Origin of the sequence: Plantactinospora alkalitolerans, assembly GCF_015690345.1 — a bacterium.
GTDB lineage: Bacteria > Actinomycetota > Actinomycetes > Mycobacteriales > Micromonosporaceae > Plantactinospora > Plantactinospora alkalitolerans.
On record NZ_JADPUN010000213.1, the window covers coordinates 1 to 17,249 of the forward strand.

A 17,249-nucleotide genomic window follows, 5' to 3' on the forward strand; every position below is an offset into this window, starting at 1 on the left:
CCCCGACGAAAAGTAACCCCCGCACCCCTCGCCGCTCGCTCGCTTCGCGTTGAGGGAGGTTAGGAAGGGGCCCTTCCTATACAGAAAGCGATAAGAAGGGGCCCTTCCTTACCGCTCTGCCGCGCAGGACGACGGCGCGGGGAGTGTCGAGCTGGCGGAGGTCGGTTCGGGGATCTTCGGCGTAGACGGTGACGTCGGCGGGGGCGCCAGGGGTGAGGCCGGGCAGGCCGAGGTAGGCGCGGGCGGTCCAGGAGGCCGATCCGAGCGCGTCGTGCGGGCGTACGCCGGCGGCGACCATCGCGCGGACCTCGTCGGCGACCCGTCCGTGCGGCCGGGTGTCGGTACCGGCCAACAGGGTGACTCCGGCCTCGGCGGCGGCGGCCACCAGCGGTCCGTGGGCGGTGGCGCCGCCGACGTACCAGCGTCGGTGCGGTCTGTCCGGAGTCGCGCGCCGCCGCTCGAGCGATGCGGTGATCACCGACAGCGTCGGGGTCAACGCGGTGCCCTGTTCGGCCATCCTGGCCAGCAGGGCCGGGTCCAGACACATGCCGTGTTCCAGCGAGTCCACCCCGGCCGCCACCGCCGCCGTACCGCCCGCTGCCTGCTGAGAGTGCACGGCGACGCGACCTGCCACGGCGTGGACCGCGTCCACCACGGCACGCAGCACCGGCACCGGTACGGGTTCGTCGTCCAGATCCCAGTCGGCGATGATCTTCGCCCATCCGGTCCGGGCGGCCTGTGCCGCGGCGACCCGGGGCAGCTCCGCGTGGTCGACCCGGTGACCCCAGCCGTCGAAGAACTGACCGTGCTGGGCGATCCACGGTCCGGCGTGTACGGCACGCGGCAGCTCCGGATCGACACCGAACCAGTCCGGTGGCTCTCCGGCCAGGCCGGGCGAGCGGATCAGTGCCACGCCGGACTGGGCGTGCCGGCGCAGGTCCTCGCGCAGCAGCTCCTCGTCCAGCGGATCGCCGGGCAGTTCGGCTCCCGGATGGGTGTGCGCGTCGACCAGGCCGGGAAGCAGCCAGCCCTCGGCGACCAGTTCGGCACCCCGGACCGGGTCGGTGGTCCAGCGGTCCCCGTCGGCGTACAGGTCGACCCACTCGCCGTCGGGCAGGGCGTGGCCGCGTACCCGCAGGACGGTCATCGCGGCCGACCGGCGTGTACGGCGCTCGGAGCCTGCTCGGCCGGACGAAGCGAGGTCATCGCCGACCACCCTACCGCCCGACGCGCTGACCTGCCGTGGTCGGTCAGGAGACCAGCAGCAGGGTGCCGACGGTGGCGGCGGTGCAGCAGATCGCCAGCACCAGTCCGGTCGCCATGAACTTGCCCAGCGGCACCCGTACGCCGTAGGCCGCGCAGCGTTCGTACCAGATCAGGGTCGCGAGGGAGGCCCACGGGGTGGCCAGTGGACCGACGTTGGTGCCGATCAGCAGGGCGAGCAGTTGGGTGTGGTTGGCGAACGGCACCACGGCCTCACCGGCGACGTACGCGGGGAGGTTGTTGACCACGTTGGACAGGACGGCGCCGGTGGCACCGGCCCGGAACGCGCCGGTCGTACCGGGGTCCGTGCCGATCAGCGCGCCGACGAGGTCGTTCAGCCCGTACCGGCCGACGGTCCGGAGGACCAGGAACAGGCCGGTGACGAAGATCAGCAGCCGCCACGGGACCAGGGCCAGGGTCAGCCGCTCGCGGGCGCGTACCGCGAAGCCGACGATGACGATGCCGGCGGCGATCGCCGAGGCGAGCCCGATCTCCACCCCGAGCAGGATGCCGGCGACGAAGAGGAGGCAGGCAGCGAAGGCCGTACGGTAGAGCACCAGGTCGGCCGGGGCCTGCGGCGCTGGCGGCTCGAACCGGTCGGCTCCGCGCTGTCCCCGCCGCCAGTACCAGAACCACAGCGCCGCCATGGTGACCGCGATCGCGACGAGTTGGGGCAGCCACATCCGGCCGGCGAACGGTACCGGCTCCAGTCGGACCCGGTTGGCGGCGAGAATGTTCGTCAGGTTCGACACCGGCAGCAGCAGGCTCGCCGTGTTGGCCAGCCAGACCGTGGTCATCGCCAGCGGCACCGCCGGGATGCCCAGCCGGACGGCCAGCGCCAGCATCACCGGGGTGAGCAGCACCGCCGTGGTGTCGAGGTTCAGCGCGATCGTGGTGACCGACGCGAAGAGCACGCAGAGCAGGAACAGTGCCAGGTAGCTGCCCCGGGCGACGCTGGCCAGCCGGCCGGCGATCACGTCGAACACCCCGGCGGTGGCGGTCAGCTCGGCCACGATCACGATCGTGCCGAGGAAGAGCAGGATCGGCATGATCCGGGTCATCGTGTCGTCCGCCTCGGGCACCGGCAGGAGACCGGTCAGGAGACAGATCAGCCCGACGGCCAGCAGGCCGATCGAGATCCAGTCGAGCACGCCGAGCCGGCCCAGCCAGCCCGGCCGGGAACCGGGCGGGCCGCCGGACGAGGTCGGCGGGGAGTGGCTGGCGGCAGGGGACGGGCCGTCCGGGTCGATGCCCACGAAGCAGGATCTTCGCACATGCCGCCGGGCGGGATTCCGACGGCGGAGCGCAGCGTGCCGGCTCCGCAGGGACGGCCACCCGACCGCCCGCCCTGCATACTGTCCAAGTGGTAGGTCGCGTGCAGCCAGGCCGGGCCGAGCGGCCCATCGACTTTTTCATCAGCTACTCCCCGGCGGACGAGCGCTGGGCGACCTGGCTCGCCTGGGAGTTCGAGGCCGCCGGATACCGGACGATGCTGCAGGCCTGGGACTTCGTGCCCGGCACCAACTTCATCGACTTCATGGACCGGGGCATCCGGGAGGCGGCCGTGGTGGTCGCCGTCCTCTCCGAACGGTACCTGCGCTCCACCTACGGCAAACTGGAGTGGCAGGCCGCGCTGCGGGCCGACCCGACCGGCACCGGCAACAAGCTGGTGACCGTCCGGATCGAGGACTGTCCACTGGACGGTCTGCTGGCCACCATCACCTACGTGGACCTGGTCGGCGTCGCGGACCCCGCGCAGGCCCGGGGTCGGGTGCTGGACCGGATCCGGCAGGCGCTCGACGGTCGGGCCAAGCCCGACCAGCAGCCGCTCTTTCCGCAGCCCCGGTCGGCGACGACCGGAGCCGGCCAGCTACCGGAGCCGGTCGCGGCCGGGCTCGGACGCCGGCCACGATCCCGGCGTACGCCGATCAACCCGCCGCAGTTTCCGCCGGCTGCCGGTGCCGCGCCGGGTACCCGCACCGCGCTGACCGTGCTCCAGGTGGCCGGTCCCCGGTTCGGTCGCGGAGTGATCGAGCCCGGCGCCCCGGTCACCCCCGGCGAGCTGCAAGAGAACATCATGGGCGAGCTGACCCTGCTGATGAACGACGGTGTGCCCCGACCCGACCTGATCGTGGTGGCCGGCAACCTCACCGAGTCGGGTAGCGCCCGGGAGTTCGAGGACGCGCTGAGCTTCCTCACCGGCCTGCGGGTACTGGTCGGGGTGGAGCCGCACCGGCTGGTGGTGGTCCCCGGCGCCCGGGACATCACCCGGGCCGCGAGTCGGGCCTACTTCGCCACCTGCGAGGCCGACGACGTCGACCCGCAGCCGCCCTACTGGCCGAAGTGGCGGCACTATGCCCGGCTGTTCGACGAGGTCTACCAGGGGCTGGAAGAACCGATCTTCGACAGTGAACAGCCCTGGACCCTGTACGCCGTACCGGACCTCCAGGTGGTGGTGGCGGGGCTCAACTCCACCATCGCGGACAGTCACCGTGACGAGGACCACTACGGGCACCTCGGCGAGGCCCAGGCAAGCTGGTTCGCCCAGTGGCTGCGCCCGTACCAGCAGACCGGCTGGCTGCGGCTCGGGGTGATGGCGCACGATCCCGGCGACGCCGGCCCGTACGCCGGAGGCCTGCTCACCGGCCCGGAGTCGCCGCTGCGCGACGGCGCCAACTTCGGCCGGCTGGTCGCGCCGATGCTGAACCTGCTGATGTCCGGGGCCGCGCCGTCCGGCGGGGCGGCCGAGACGGCGGTACCGGTCGCACCGCCGGTCACGGACGGACGCGCCCAGGTGCTCCGGCTCGGCCCGACCGGCCTGACCCGCTGGGTGCTCGGCCGGCACGACCGGTACGACGCCGGCGAGGAGATCCCCCGCCGCTGGTCCCGGGTCGAGGCGACCTTCGGCACCGCCGGCCCGGCCCAGGTGCCCGGCCAGCGGGTGTCCGGGCACGACGAGGGCCCGGCCCAGAGTTCCGGGCCGGCCGGTCCGGGGCAGGGCGTCGACGACCGGGCGGAGTTCGGGGCGGACGGCCCGGACCAGCGGCCCGACCCGGCCGAGGAACTGCTCGACCGGCTGGCCGAGGTCTGCGAGGCGCGGCACGACCGGGTGTTGATCCGGCGGGTCGGCGGGCAGCGGGCCGGGGCACAGCCGGTCGGCGAGCGGGCCGGTGACCTGCCGCACCTGTTCCTCACCTACCGCGAGGACGGCGTGGTCCGGCAGCAGCGGGTCGGGGTGAGCCTCGGCCAGCCGACCCCGGCGCAGGTCGACGCCTTCGCCCGGCGGGTGCACGCCGCGAATCCGGAGATCAGCTCGGAGCTGGTCTACGACGGCCCCCGGTTCCCCCGCGCCCAGTACGACGACGCGCTGCGCCGGGGTGTCCGGGTGCTCAACCTGACCGAGTTCCAGGGCCTGCTGGACCTGCGCGACTACGTCGCGGCGCAGACCGCCCGGTTGCAGGCCGACCAGCTCTACCCACCCGGCCTGTACGTGCCGCAGCGCTACCGCCATCTCGTCGGCGGGGAGCAGGGCGTCCAGGAGGACGTGGTCGAGGAACTGCTGCGGATGATGAACGCCCCGGACGGCCGGTTCGCCCTGGTGCTCGGCGACTTCGGCCGGGGCAAGACCTTCGCGTTGCGGGAGCTGGCCCGACGGCTGCCGACGGCCGCGCCGGACCTGATCCCGATCCTGGTGGAGCTGCGCGCACTGGACAAGGCGCACTCGGTCGACGGGCTGGTCGCGGCCCACCTGGCCAACCACGGCGAGCAGGTGATCGACCTCAAGGCGTTCCGGTTCATGCTCCGGCAGGGGCGGATCGTGCTGCTCTTCGACGGCTTCGACGAGCTGGTCGCCCGGGTCACCTACGACCGCGCGGCGGACCATCTGGAGGCGCTGCTCCAGGCCGCCGACGGCAACGCCAAGGTCGTGGTCAGCAGCCGTACCCAGCACTTCAAGACCAACTCGCAGGTGCTCACCGCCCTCGGCGAACGGGTCGGGCTGTTGCCGCACCGCCGGGTGCTCAACATCGAGGACTTCACGCCGGGGCAGATCCGCACCTATCTTCGACACCGCTACGGCGGCGACGAGCAGGCCGCCCAGGACCGGATGGACCTGCTGCGCGGCGTACAGGACCTGCTCGGGCTCTCCCGCAATCCGCGGATGCTCGGCTTCATCGCCAACCTGGACGACCGCCGGCTCGCGGCGGTGGCCGGGACGAGCGCCACGTTCAGCGCGGCGGCGCTGTACCGGGAGATCCTCCAGTCCTGGCTCGACTTCGAGGAGCGGCGGACCCAGGGGGTGCCGGGTGCGCCGGTCAGCCTCGGCCAGGCGGAACTCCTGGTCGCGGTGACCCGGCTCGCACTGCGGCTCTGGGAGAGCGGTGAGTCCTACCTGCGACTGGCGGAGATCGCCGAGGTCGCCGAGACGCTGACCGACCTCGCCGAGTACCGGCTGTCCCGGCAGCAGGCGACGCACGCGGTGGGCGCGGGCAGCCTGCTGGTCCGTACCGACGAGGGGTTGTTCGGCTTCATCCACGCCTCGGTGGTCGAGTGGCTCGTCGCGAACGACCTGGCGGAGCGGCTGAACCGGGGCGAGGCGCCGCTGGCCCTGACCCGCCGGCCGTTGTCCCAGCTCACCGTCGACTTCCTCTCCGATCTGGCGAACGCCGCGCGCTGCGAGGAGTGGGCCGGCCGGATCCTCGGCGACGAGACCGCCAACGAGACGGCGCGGGCGAACGCGCTCCGGCTCAGCGCCCGGTTGCGGCTGCCGTCCCGGGCCGACCTGCGGGGCGCCTCGCTGCGCGGCGAGGATCTCTCGCATCGGGAGCTGGCCGGCGCGGACCTGAGCGAGGCGGACCTCAGCGACGCCCGGCTGGTAGCCACCAACCTGCGCGGCGCGAACCTGCGTGGTGCCCGGCTGGCCGGCGCCCGGCTGGACCAGACCAACCTGGTCGACGCCGACCTGCGCGGTGCGGACCTGACCGGTGCCCGGTTCCTCCGGGCCGACCTGCGCGGGGTCGCGGTGCTGGGTAGCAGTTGGCATCGGGCCTCGCTGATCGACGTGCAGGCCGACCGGGCGCTGCTGATCGCTCCGGAACTGCGCGGCGCGGTACTGGCACCCGGTCGGCCGGTGGTGCCCGGGTTGGCGCCACCGGCCGTCGGCGTCGCGTACGGCTTCGAGGTCGGACGCATCCCGGACCCGGTGGCGTACGGCCCGGACGGCACGACGCTCGCGGTGGGCAGCGACGACGGCGGGGTGCTGATCTGTGACACCGCGTCCGGGCTGCCGGTCCGGACCCTCCAGGGCCACCGTGGCCGGGTGTACCTGGTGGACTACGACATCGCCGGGCACCAGTTGGTGACCGCGTCGGCCGACCTGACCGTCCGGCTCTGGGACGCGGACCACGGTGACCTGCGGCACGTGCTGGAGGGCTTCCGGGACTGGGTCTGGCCGGTGACGGTGGACCGGTCCCGGGGCATGCTGGCGGTCGGCGACGCCGCCGGTACGGTCCGGGTCTTCGACACCGGCACCGCCGAGCCCCGCCACGAGTTGACCGGGCACGCCCCGCCGATCTGGACCGCCTCGTTCAGTCCCGACGGGACGCTGCTGCTGGTGGGGGACAGCGCCGGGGTGGTCCGGGGTTGGGACCTGGGCACCGGCACCCTGCGCTACGAAAAGCGCGACCCGGAGGTCGGTTACCGGCTCCAGATCAGCACGGACGGCACCCTGCTGGCCGTAGCCGGGCAGGGCGGCCGGATCCGGATCAGCGACATCCGTACCGGCGAGGACCGGGTGGTGCTGCGCGGCCACGAGGCGGACGTCTACGCGCTGGACTTCGATCCGACCGGGACGCTGCTGGCCTCCGGGGACATCCAGGGTTCGGTGCGGCTCTGGGAGCCGACGACCGGCCGGGCCGTCCGGACCCTCGACCGGCAGACCGGGGCCATCTACAGTGTCCGGTTCAACGGCGCCGGGGAGACGCTGGCCGCTGCCTCCAGCGACGGCGGGGTCCGGCTGTGGGACGTGCCGACCGGGCAACTTCGGCACGAGTTGAGCCGGCACCGGGGTTCGGTGTGGCCGATCGCGTTCCACCCCACCGAGGACCAGTTGGTGACCAGCAGCAACGACGGCACCACCCGGCTGTGGGACGTACGCTCCGGTCAGTGCCAGCACACGTTGCGCGGGCACGGCCGGCGGGTCACCTCGGTGGCGTTTCGGGAGGACGGGTCGATGCTGGCCAGTTGCGGCAACGACGGCGTGGTCCGGTTGTGGGACCCGCGGGGCGGGCGCTGCGTACGGCAGATCGCGGGTACGTCGGACCGGTTGATCTCGGCCGTCTTCTGCCCCGGTACGCCGGTTCTCGCCGCGGCCAGCGGTGACGGTGGCGTGCACCTGTGGAATGTGGAGACCGGTGTGGACGAGCGGGAGCTCGACGTGGACACCGACCACGTCTGGGCGGAGGCGTTCAGCCCGGACGGGGACGTGATGGCGACCGCCAACGACGACGACACGGTGCGACTGTGGTACCGCACGACCGGTCGGCAGATCGGCACGCTGAGCCCGCACCGGGGGCGGGTCCGCTCGGTCGCGTTCAGTCCGGACGGTCTGACGATCGCGACCGGTTGCGACGATCGGCTGGTACGGCTCTGGGACGCCGCGTCCGGTACCTGCCGGCACAGCCTGGAGCAGCACACCGACCGGGTCTACGCGGTGGTGTTCAGCCCGGACGGTGGGCTGCTGGTCAGTGCGAGCAACGACGGCACCGCCGTGCTCTGGGACACGGTGACCGGTGCCCGGGTGCGGGTGTTCACCGAGCACACGGGTCGGCTCTGGACGGCGGCGTTCAGCCCGGACGGCAAGCTGCTGGCAACCGCCGGTGACGATCTGGCGATCCGGTTGTGGGATCCCCGTACCGGGCGCCGGCACGGGTCGCTGGGTGGGCACAGCCGGCGGGTCTGGTCGGTGGCGTTCAGTCCGGACAGTACGCTCCTGGCCAGCGCCGCGGACGACGGCAGCGTACGGCTGTGGGACGTGGCCGATCCGGAGCACGCGCAGCCCCGGCTGACCCTGCTCGGGCTGCCGGACGGCTGGGCGGCGCTGAGCCCGGACGGGCGGTACAAGTTGGAAGGTGACGCCGCCGGCCAGTTCTGGCACGCGATCGGCACCTGTCGGTTCGAGACCGGTGAGCTCGACGCCTACCTCACCCAGGTCCGCCGGCTGCCGGCCGACGCACCCTTCTAGACGGTCTGGCCGCTAGACGGTTTCATCTTTGGACGGTCTCACCCTGCCGATTCTCCGGAGTTTCGCCGCATCGCCTCAAATGGCGGTATAACGGGACTAACAGTGAATTTCCGGCACGGCCGGTCCTCGGCGTGCCGCGACTCGCGAAAGGCTCGACCATGCGACCGCTTCGGGTCCTGCGGATCATCTCCCGGATGACCATCGGTGAGGCTGCGCCACAGGTCAGCGCGTTGATGCGCGGCCTGGACCCGGACCGGTTCGAGCAGCGTCTCTACGCCGGGCCGGTCGAGGCGGGTGAGCTGGACTACCGGCGGCTGGGTGCCGCCGACGTGCCGGTCCGGGTGCTGCCGGCACTCCGGCGCTCGGCCCGGCCGGTGGAAAACCTCCGGGCCCTGACCGCCCTGGTCGCGGCGATCCGCCAGTTCCAGCCGGACCTCGTGCACACGCACGACCTGCGCGGCGGTGTGCTGGGCCGGCTGGCGGCCGCGACCTGCCGGGTGCCGATCCGGGTGCACAGTTTCCACGGTCATCCGCTGCCCGGCCCGCTGCCGTCGCGAGGGCTCGCCCGGCTCGTCGGGGGCGCCGAGGCGACCCTGGCGTGGACCAGCCATGCCCTGATCGCGGTGGGCGCCCAGGTCCGGGACGACCTGCTCGCCGCCCGGATCGGACGACCGCACCAGTACACCGTGATGCCGCCGGGGGCGAGCCTGTCGCCCGTACCGGACCGGGAGCGGGCCCGGCGGGCGCTCGGGCTGACCGGAGCCGGCCCGGTGGTGGCGTACGTCGGCCCGGTCACCGCGGTCAAGCGGCTCGACCGGATCCTGGCGGTGGCCCGGACGGTCCGGCGCAGCATGCCCGATGTCCGGTTCGTGGTCTGCGGTGACGGTGACCGGCTGGCCGAGACGACGGCCCAGGCACTGGCCGAGGGGCTCGGCATCATGTTCCTGCCCTGGCGGCTGGACGTGGAGACGGTCTACGCGGCGGCGGACCTGGTCCTGCTGACCTCGGACCAGGAGGGAATTCCACTGGCACTGATCGAGGCCGGGCAGGCCGGTCGGCCCGTCGTCGCCACCGACGTCGGCGGCACCGCCGAGGTGGTCCGGCACGGTCGGACCGGACTGCTGTGCGATCGCCGGGACGCGGAGGGACTGTCCCGGGCGGTGCTACGGCTGCTCGGCGACGACTACCTGCGTACCACGATGGGTCGGGCGGCGCTGGCCGAAACCCGGGAGGCGTTCGGTACGCCCCGGCTGGTGGCGGCCACCCGCGACCTCTACCACCGGCTGGCCATGGCCCGGGGCTGCTGGCCGACCGAGCACGTCGATCCGGTGGCCGCGTTCGCCCGGGCCCGTTGACTCGACGCCGCCGTCCGGGGTTCGGGGCCGCCGGCTCAGAGTTGTTCGACGTTCGGGCCGGTGCACCGGTTGCGGCTGTCGAAGACGTAGGAGGCGGTGCGGGTGACCGACTCGTAGTCGACGCCGTCGTGGTCGGTGACCACGACGACCGCGTCGGCCGTCCGGACCTCGGCCTCGGTCGGCTCCACGACCGCCACCCAGGCCGGGATCTGCTGCGGGTCGGCGTGTGGCTCGACCGCCCTGACCCGCGCGCCGAGGGCGTGCAGACGATTGGCCAGGTCGACCGCGGGCGAGTCCCGGAGGTCCCCGGTGTTCTTCTTGTACGCCAGGCCGATCATCAGCACGGTGGCGCCGTTCAACGGCCGACCTCGGGTGTTGAGACCGGCCATCACCCGCTGGGCCACGTACTCGGGCATGGTGTGGTTGATGTCGCTGGCCAGCTCGATGAACCGGAACTGTCGGCCCAGCCGCCGCTTGACCTGCCAGGAGAGGTAGCAGGGGTCGATCGGCAGGCAGTGCCCACCGGTCCCCGGTCCGGGTGTGAACGACATGAAGCCGAACGGCTTGGTGGCCGCCGCGTCGATGGCCTGCCAGATGTCGATGCCCAGTTGGTGGCTGAACACCGCCAGCTCGTTGACCAGCGCGATGTTGACCTGGCGGAAGGTGTTCTCGATCAGCTTGGTGAGTTCGGCGACCCGGGTCGAGTCGACCGGCACGGTCCGCTGCACGATCTGGCGGTAGAAGGCGTCGACCCGGGCCAGCGCCGCCGGGTCCATTCCGGAAACCACCTTCGGAGTGTTGTCCAGGCGCCAGGTGGGATTGCCGGGGTCGATCCGTTCGGGGCTGTAGCCGAGGTGGAAGTCGCCCGGGCTGCGCAGCCCGCTGCCCTGCTCCAGCAGCGGCAGCAGCAGTTCCTCGGTGGTGCCGGGATAGGTCGTCGACTCCAGGATCACCGTGGCGCCGGGCCGCAGGTGCGGCGCCAGTGCGGTGCCGGCCTGCTCGACGTAGCTGAGGTCCGGCACGCCGTCCCGCAGCGGGGTCGGCACGCTGATCACACAGACGTCGAAGTCGCTGGCGTCGGCGTAGTCGCTGGTCGGCAGGTACCGCCCGGTCGCCAGTGCCTGACCGAGCCGCAGGTCGGAGATGTCCTCGACAAAGGACTCCCCGATGCCGAGTCGCTTGATCCGGGTCGTGTCGAGGTCGAGCCCGACGACATCGAGGCCAGCCTCCACCGCCGAGACCGCGAGCGGGAGACCGACGTACCCCTGACCAACGACAACCAGCTTTTCCCTGCTCATGCGGGCTCCCAACGTACAGAATCGACGTGGTGCACACCTTAGGGCGATTTATCGTTGATCACCTTGAAAACAAGGATAAAGGCAAGTATTTCGTGGTCCTTCCATCAGGAAGAACTGTGCGTGCTGGAAACACTACCAAGGGTGAATGTCGAAGCGGGAAGTGCCGGGCTGGTCAGCGCCCGTCCGGATCGGCGGGTCCGCCGCTCGGCGGGTCGTCGGGTCCGCCCGCGGGAGTCGTCGGTGCCGGGTTGGTGGGCTCCACCGTGCGGGTGGGCTCGGCCGACGGCTCGGCGTCCGGCTCCGGCTCCGGACTCGCCGTCACGGACGGCGTCGGTCGGGGAGTACCCCTCGGCCGGGTCGGCGGAGCGTCTCCGCCACCACTCGGGACGGTCGCCGTCACCTCCGGCGCGGTCGATTCGACGGTCGCGCTCACGCTGACCGTCGGCGACGGCGTCGCGCCCGTCGCCGGTGACCGGTCGTCCGCCCGGAAGGCGATCAGCAGAGTCACGGCGGCCGCGCCCAGCCCGATGACGGCGGCGATCCCGGCCAGGGTCAGGACGCCGATGCCGGGCTCGCGGGACCGTTCGTCCGACGGCACGACGGGATTGTCGGCGAGGGTGCCGGCCCCCGATCCCCGGCGGGCCGAACGCACCCGGGGGACGCCCACGACCGCCGCGTTCCGGGGGCCGCCCTCTCCGGCGTCGTCCGCCGCGTCCGCGGCGGCGACCTCCGGATCGCGCGCGGCCGCCCGGGCCGCCGCCGCCAGCGCGGCGGCATCCGGGTAACGGTCGGCCGGATCCTTGGACAGCGTCCGCTCGATCAGCGCCGCGACCGACGCGGGTACGTCGTCGGGCAGCGGTGGCGCCTCCTCGTGCAGGTGCTTCACCGCCACCTGCAACGGGTTGTCCCCGGTGAACGGCGGCTCCCCCACGATGCACTGGTACGCGACCGTACCCAGCGCGTAGATGTCGGTGGCCGCCGAGACGGGTCGGCCGGCGGCCTGCTCGGGAGCCATGTAGAGGGCCGTTCCCGGCACCGCGTTGGCGCTGGTGATGCTGGTGATGTTGACCGAGCGGGCAACTCCGAAGTCGAGCAGCCGCACCCGGCCGTCGGTCTGGATCAGCAGGTTGCTCGGCTTGACGTCCCGGTGCACGATCCCGCCCCGGTGCGCGGCGTGCAGGGCGTGCGCGACCTGCGCCACCACCCGGAGGGTCTCCGCGACGCCGAGTCGGCCCGCCTCGCGGATCCGCGCCGACAGCGGCTCGCCGTCGGCGTACTCCATGACCAGGTAGTCGGTCCGGCCGGACGGCAGTTCGTCCTCACCGAAGTCGTAGACCTGGACGATGCCGGGATGGTGCAGGGTGGCCAGCATCCGGGCCTCGGCGCGGAATCTGGCGATGAAATCGGGGTCGGCCAGCAGAGCCGGCAACAGCACCTTCACCGCGACGCGGCGACCGAGCACCACGTCGGTGCCGCGCCACACGTCACCCATTCCACCGGTGGCGACACGGTCATCGAGACGGTACCGCCCGCCCAGCACGACTCCGGATTCCAGCACGTGCTCACCGTACCCAGCGGGTGGATCTCGTACCCAATCGCGGCGGTGTCTTCCGCGAGACTTCCCGACAGGTACGCGCGCGACCTTACCGACCGGCGTCGCCCGCGTACCGAACGGGGTCTCGCCCGCCCGGCCGGCGGCCGGATCGCGGGCGGGCCCCGACGGTGCGGTGCGGCTACTCCGTCAGTTGGATCGCGGTCGAGTCGCCGGACCGGTAGAAGCGCATCCGGCCCGGGTCGACGGCGAGCCAGACCGGGCTGCCGGGGCCGATCCGGAAGCTCGGCGGGGTCTGCACCTTGAGCTGCCGACCTTCCAGATCCACCGTGAGCAGGATGGCGGCTCCGGTCGGCTCGACCACCTCCACCCGGGCGGCGAGCCGATCCGGACCGTCGGCGTCGAAGACCTCGATGTTCTCGGCCCGGACGCCGACGGTCAGTTCCTCGGACGGATGGTCGGCCAGCGCCACCGGGGCGGTGATCCGCTGGTCGCCGAACCGCAACCCGGGCCGGTCCGCCGAGCGGTCCAGCCGCGCCGGCAGGAAGTTCATCGGCGGAGCGCCGAGGAACCCGCCCACGAACTCGTCGGCGGGAGCGTCGTACACCTCCAGCGGCGGCCCGACCTGGGCGATCCGGCCCTCCCGGAGCACCGCGACCCGGTCGCCGAGGGAGAGCGCCTCGGCCTGGTCGTGCGTCACGTAGACGGTGGTGGTGCCGAGCTTGCCGACGATCCGCTTCAGCTCGGTACGGAACTCCATCCGGAGCAGCGCGTCCAGGTTGGACAGCGGCTCGTCCATCAGCAGCACGTCGGCGTCCACCACGATGGCCCGGGCCACCGCGACCCGCTGGCGCTGGCCCCCGGAGAGCTGGGCCGGATACCGGTCGAGGTACTCGGTCAGGTGCAGCAACTCGGCCGCCTCGCCGACCCGCCGGTCGACCTCCGCCTTCGGGGTCTTCCGCATGGTCAGCCCGAACGCGATGTTCTGCCGGACCCGCAGGTGCGGAAAGATGGCGTACGACTGGAAGACCATGGAGAGCCCGCGCTGCCGCGCCGGCAGGTCGGTCACGTCCCGGCCACCGATGTGCACGGTGCCCTCGTCCGGCGACTCCAACCCGGCGATCATCCGGAGCAGGGTCGTCTTGCCGCAGCCACTGGGGCCGACGAGCACCAGGAACTCGCCGTCGCGTACGTCCAGGCTGATGTCGTCGGTGGCGGGCGTCCTGGTCCCCGGATAGGTCTTCGCCAGATTTCGCAGCACGATCTCGGCCAACGTCCGTCCCTTTCCTCGGTGCCACTTCCTCGGTGCCGCCGATTCCCTGCCGGTGAGCGCCGCGGTCCTCGCCGGTCCGCCGGTCGGTCCGGCGAGGTCAGCGGATCGTGGTTCCCCACATGTTCAACAGGTACCGGCGCATGAACGCGATGAAGACCAGGGCCGGTACGACGAGCGCGAAGCCGCCGGCGAACCGGAAGGCCAGTGGTGAGTCGGCGAGGGTCGAGAGCACCTGGGCCGGCAGGGTACGGCGGTTGAGGGTGAGCACCGCCGCACCCAGCACCTCGTTCCAGGAGGTGACGAAGGTGAAGATGGCGGCAGCGGCGATCCCGGGCAGTGCCTGCGGCAGTACGACCCGGGCGAAGGCCTGCGGCGCGCTGGCCCCGAAGATCATCGCCGCCTCCTCGTGCTCGACCGGCACCGCGACGAAGATCGCCGACGTGATCAGCACGGTGGTGGGCAGGGCCAGCGCGGTGTGCAGCAGCGCCACCGCGTACGTCGTGTCGTAGAGCCCGCTGGCCAGGAAGACCCGGGCCAGTGGCACCGAGAGCACGACGATCGGCAGGGCCCGGGTGAGCAGCAGGAAGAGTTGGTACGGTTCCCGCCCCCGGAACGCGTACCGGGCGACGGCGTATCCGGCCGGTACGCCGAGGGCCAGCGACAGGATCAGGCTGAGCAGGCCGACCTCGACGGAGTTCTGGAAACCGCCGATCACTCCCGTGCTGTCCAGGAAGACCCGCATCGTCTCGGTCGACAGGTCAACGGGCAGCAGGGAGAGCGGGAAGCGGTTCAGTGATTCGCGGCTGGAGAGCGCGGCCAGCGCGATCAGGTAGATCGGTACGCCCATGAAGAGGGTGACGGCGACGCAGGCGAGATGGATTCCGACGGTGCGGCGCCGGGCGGCGCTCCGGCGGCTCACCGGATCCCGCCGGTGGCCGGATCGCGTAGCACCCGCAGGTAGACGACGGCGGTGCCGAGCGACATCAGGAGAATGACCAGTGCGATCGCCGCCGAGACGTGTTCGTTCTGGAGCGTGACGTACCACTGGTAGGTCTCGCCGACCAGCAGCGGGAAGCTCCGGCCGGTGAGCGCCTGGGCGACGGCGAAGGTCTGGAGTCCGAGGATCGTCCGGAGGATGAGCGCGACCTGCAGGCTCGGCCGCAACTGGGGCAGGATGACGTGCCGCAGCCGCTGCCAGTACGTCGCGCCGAAGACCGCCGCCGCCTCGTCGTAGTCGCGCGGGATGTTCTGCAGTCCCGCGACCACGATCACCAGGACCAGCGAGGTCGCCCGCCACAGCTCGGCCAGTAGCACCGCGACGAACATGCTGGTCTGGTTGTCGTACGACAGCCAGGCGAAGCCGTCTCCGAGCCCGAACCGGGACAGCGCCGAGTTGAGGTACCCCCGGTCGGCGAAGATCGACAGCCAGACCAGGCCGGCCGCGAGGTCACTGATCGCCAGCGGTACGCACCAGACGTAGAAGTAGAACGACGACAGCCGGGGACGCTCCCGCAGCAGCAGCGCCATGGTCAGCGCGAACGCGAACTGGAGCGGGATGAGCACGACGATCAGCAGGGCGGTGTTCCGGGTGGCGGTCCAGAAGTACGGATCGTCGACCATCCGGCGCAGGTGGGCCAGCGTGGGCCCGTCGGCGCCGGTGAACGCCTGCCCGACGCCGACCGCGATCGGCCAGAGGAACAGTGCGGCCAGGAACACGACCGAGGGTGCGACCAGCAGGGCGGCGGTCGGCACCCGGGACCGCCGTCGCCGGCGGGTCGCCCGGGGCGGGACGGCCGCCGACGACGAGGGTTCCGACGGGGCCGGGTCGGGCGCCGTCGTCACTGCACCCGACACGTCTGCCCCGCCGCGACCGGGTCCGGGCGCCAGCACGGCACCTTCGCCTCGTCCAGGATGGCGTTCAACTGCTGGGCCTGGCGGTCCAGGACCTGCTGCACGGGTCGGCCGTCCAGGCAGATCTCCTTGAAGCAGTTCTTGAAGATCTGCGACACCTCGCCGTCCTTGGCGCCCAACCCGACCGGCGGCAGCGCGAGGACGGCACCCTCGGCGCTCTGCTGCCGGCGTACCGCCTCGGCCTCCAGTGCGACGGCGGGCGGCAGGTCGGCCGGAAGCTGGGCGTTGACGACCGGGAAGAACGCGTTCCGGCGCAGCACCTCGAGCTGCACGTCCGGGGTGGTCAGCGCCTCGATCACCGCACGCGCCCGGTCCACCTCCGGCGCGCCGCGCGGGATCGCCAGGCCGGCGACGACCAGCATGTAGCCCAGACCCTTCGGGCCGCGCGGCGCAGGCGCCATCACCCAGTCGTCCGGCTTGTCGGCCGGGGCGTTGACCAGCCGGGCGACGTGGTCCCAGGCGATCAGCACCTCACCGCGTTGCAGCGGCTCCTGCATGTTGTCGAAGTTGGTCGACGCCGGGGCGGTCTGTGCCCACAGCTCCTTCATGTACTGCCAGGCGGTGGCCGCCTCCGGGCCCCGGAACGTCGTCATCTGACCGCCGGTGAAGCTCGGCAGCAGGTAGCCCTGGAAGAACCGGTGGTAGAGGCCCTTCGGGCCGCAGGGCAGGCCGAAGACCGGCTTGTTGCCGTTGCCCCGCCGGGCGGCGGTGATCCAGGCCAACAGTTGGTCGTAGGTGAGGCTCTGCACGTCGGCCCCGCTGGGCAGCCACTCCAGGGCCCGCTTGTTGACCGCGAGCACGTACGACGCCTGCATCCACGGCAGGTACGTCGTGGCGCCGCCGGCCAGCTTGCCGAGGTTCGCGATCTCCGGCGGAAACTGGCGGTCGGCGAGCTTCGTGGCCAGGTCGTCGAGGTTCTCGAACTTGTCGGCGTGCGGGGCGAAGTCCCCGTGCAGACCACCGGCGAGGCTCACCTGGACCCGGCCCGCCGCCACCTGGGAGGTGATGGTGGAGGAGAAGACGTTCGGCTCGACCGTGTTGTAGGCGACCGCGCCGGACTTCACCCGGTCGCGGAGGATCTGCTCGAACCGTTGCCGCTCCTCCACCGGAGTGAACTGGGTGGAGATGAAGGTGATCGCACCTTCGGTGTCCGACCCGGTGGTCGAGGCCCCGCCGCAGGCGGCGAGGAACGGAGCGGCCCCGGCGGCGAGGCCGAGGCCGAGGAGTCGGCGACGGTCGAGCCGGAGATCTGGGCTGCCTGGGTCTGCGTGTGGTGCCATCGTGCCTCCCCGTGTGGTGGCGGGCCGGCCCGGTCGCCTGCTGCGGGCACCATCGCCGGCTTGTGCGGAGTGTCACA

The 17,249-nt window shown here is 72.1% G+C and carries 10 protein-coding genes; 2 read left to right on the forward strand and 8 right to left on the reverse strand.

Annotated elements, in window-relative coordinates; translation table 11 throughout:
- Window positions 1–76: 76 nt before the first annotated feature.
- Together I0C86_RS23545 and I0C86_RS23550 are read right to left on the reverse strand one after the other, a co-directional pair.
- Entirely contained in the window at window positions 77–1,147 is a 1,071-nt protein-coding gene (locus I0C86_RS23545) for an amidohydrolase family protein (RefSeq protein ID WP_196203457.1), read from the reverse strand.
- 103 nt (window positions 1,148–1,250) lie between these two features.
- The gene (locus tag I0C86_RS23550; RefSeq protein WP_323373804.1) at window positions 1,251–2,519 is read right to left on the reverse strand and encodes an ArsB/NhaD family transporter; all 1,269 of its coding nucleotides are present in this window, start codon (window positions 2,517–2,519) and stop codon (window positions 1,251–1,253) included.
- Window positions 2,520–2,638: 119 nt separating this feature from the next.
- Here I0C86_RS23550 and I0C86_RS23555 point away from each other — a divergent pair, with 119 nt between their 5' ends.
- Both I0C86_RS23555 and I0C86_RS23560 read left to right on the forward strand, forming a co-directional pair.
- Window positions 2,639–8,503 (forward strand): WD40 domain-containing protein, encoded by a 5,865-nt coding sequence (locus I0C86_RS23555; RefSeq protein ID WP_323373805.1) that lies wholly within the window; start codon window positions 2,639–2,641, stop codon window positions 8,501–8,503.
- 194 nt (window positions 8,504–8,697) lie between these two features.
- A complete protein-coding gene (locus I0C86_RS23560; protein ID WP_230394653.1) occupies window positions 8,698–9,858 on the forward strand; it encodes a glycosyltransferase in 1,161 nt (386 codons plus the stop codon).
- Between the two features lie 35 nt (window positions 9,859–9,893).
- Here the strand turns inward: I0C86_RS23560 and I0C86_RS23565 are convergent, their stop codons facing one another.
- From I0C86_RS23565 to I0C86_RS23590, 6 genes are all read right to left on the reverse strand, one after another.
- Window positions 9,894–11,156, reverse strand: coding sequence for a nucleotide sugar dehydrogenase (locus tag I0C86_RS23565; RefSeq protein WP_196203459.1), 1,263 nt, complete (start codon window positions 11,154–11,156; stop codon window positions 9,894–9,896).
- A 172-nt stretch (window positions 11,157–11,328) separates the two neighbouring features.
- Window positions 11,329–12,714, reverse strand: a complete 1,386-nt coding sequence (locus I0C86_RS23570; RefSeq protein WP_196203460.1) for a serine/threonine-protein kinase — start codon at window positions 12,712–12,714, stop codon at window positions 11,329–11,331.
- Window positions 12,715–12,889: 175 nt separating this feature from the next.
- Entirely contained in the window at window positions 12,890–13,981 is a 1,092-nt protein-coding gene (locus I0C86_RS23575) for an ABC transporter ATP-binding protein (RefSeq protein WP_196203461.1), read from the reverse strand.
- Window positions 13,982–14,078: 97 nt separating this feature from the next.
- On the reverse strand, window positions 14,079–14,900 hold the full coding sequence (locus tag I0C86_RS23580; RefSeq protein ID WP_323373806.1) for a carbohydrate ABC transporter permease: 822 nt from the start codon (window positions 14,898–14,900) through the stop codon (window positions 14,079–14,081).
- Entirely contained in the window at window positions 14,897–15,823 is a 927-nt protein-coding gene (locus I0C86_RS23585; protein WP_323373807.1) for a carbohydrate ABC transporter permease, read from the reverse strand. Before I0C86_RS23585 ends, I0C86_RS23580 begins: the two co-directional genes overlap by 4 nt.
- On the reverse strand, window positions 15,820–17,172 hold the full coding sequence (locus I0C86_RS23590; protein WP_196203462.1) for an ABC transporter substrate-binding protein: 1,353 nt from the start codon (window positions 17,170–17,172) through the stop codon (window positions 15,820–15,822). Before I0C86_RS23590 ends, I0C86_RS23585 begins: the two co-directional genes overlap by 4 nt.
- Between the last annotated feature and the right edge of the window lie 77 nt (window positions 17,173–17,249).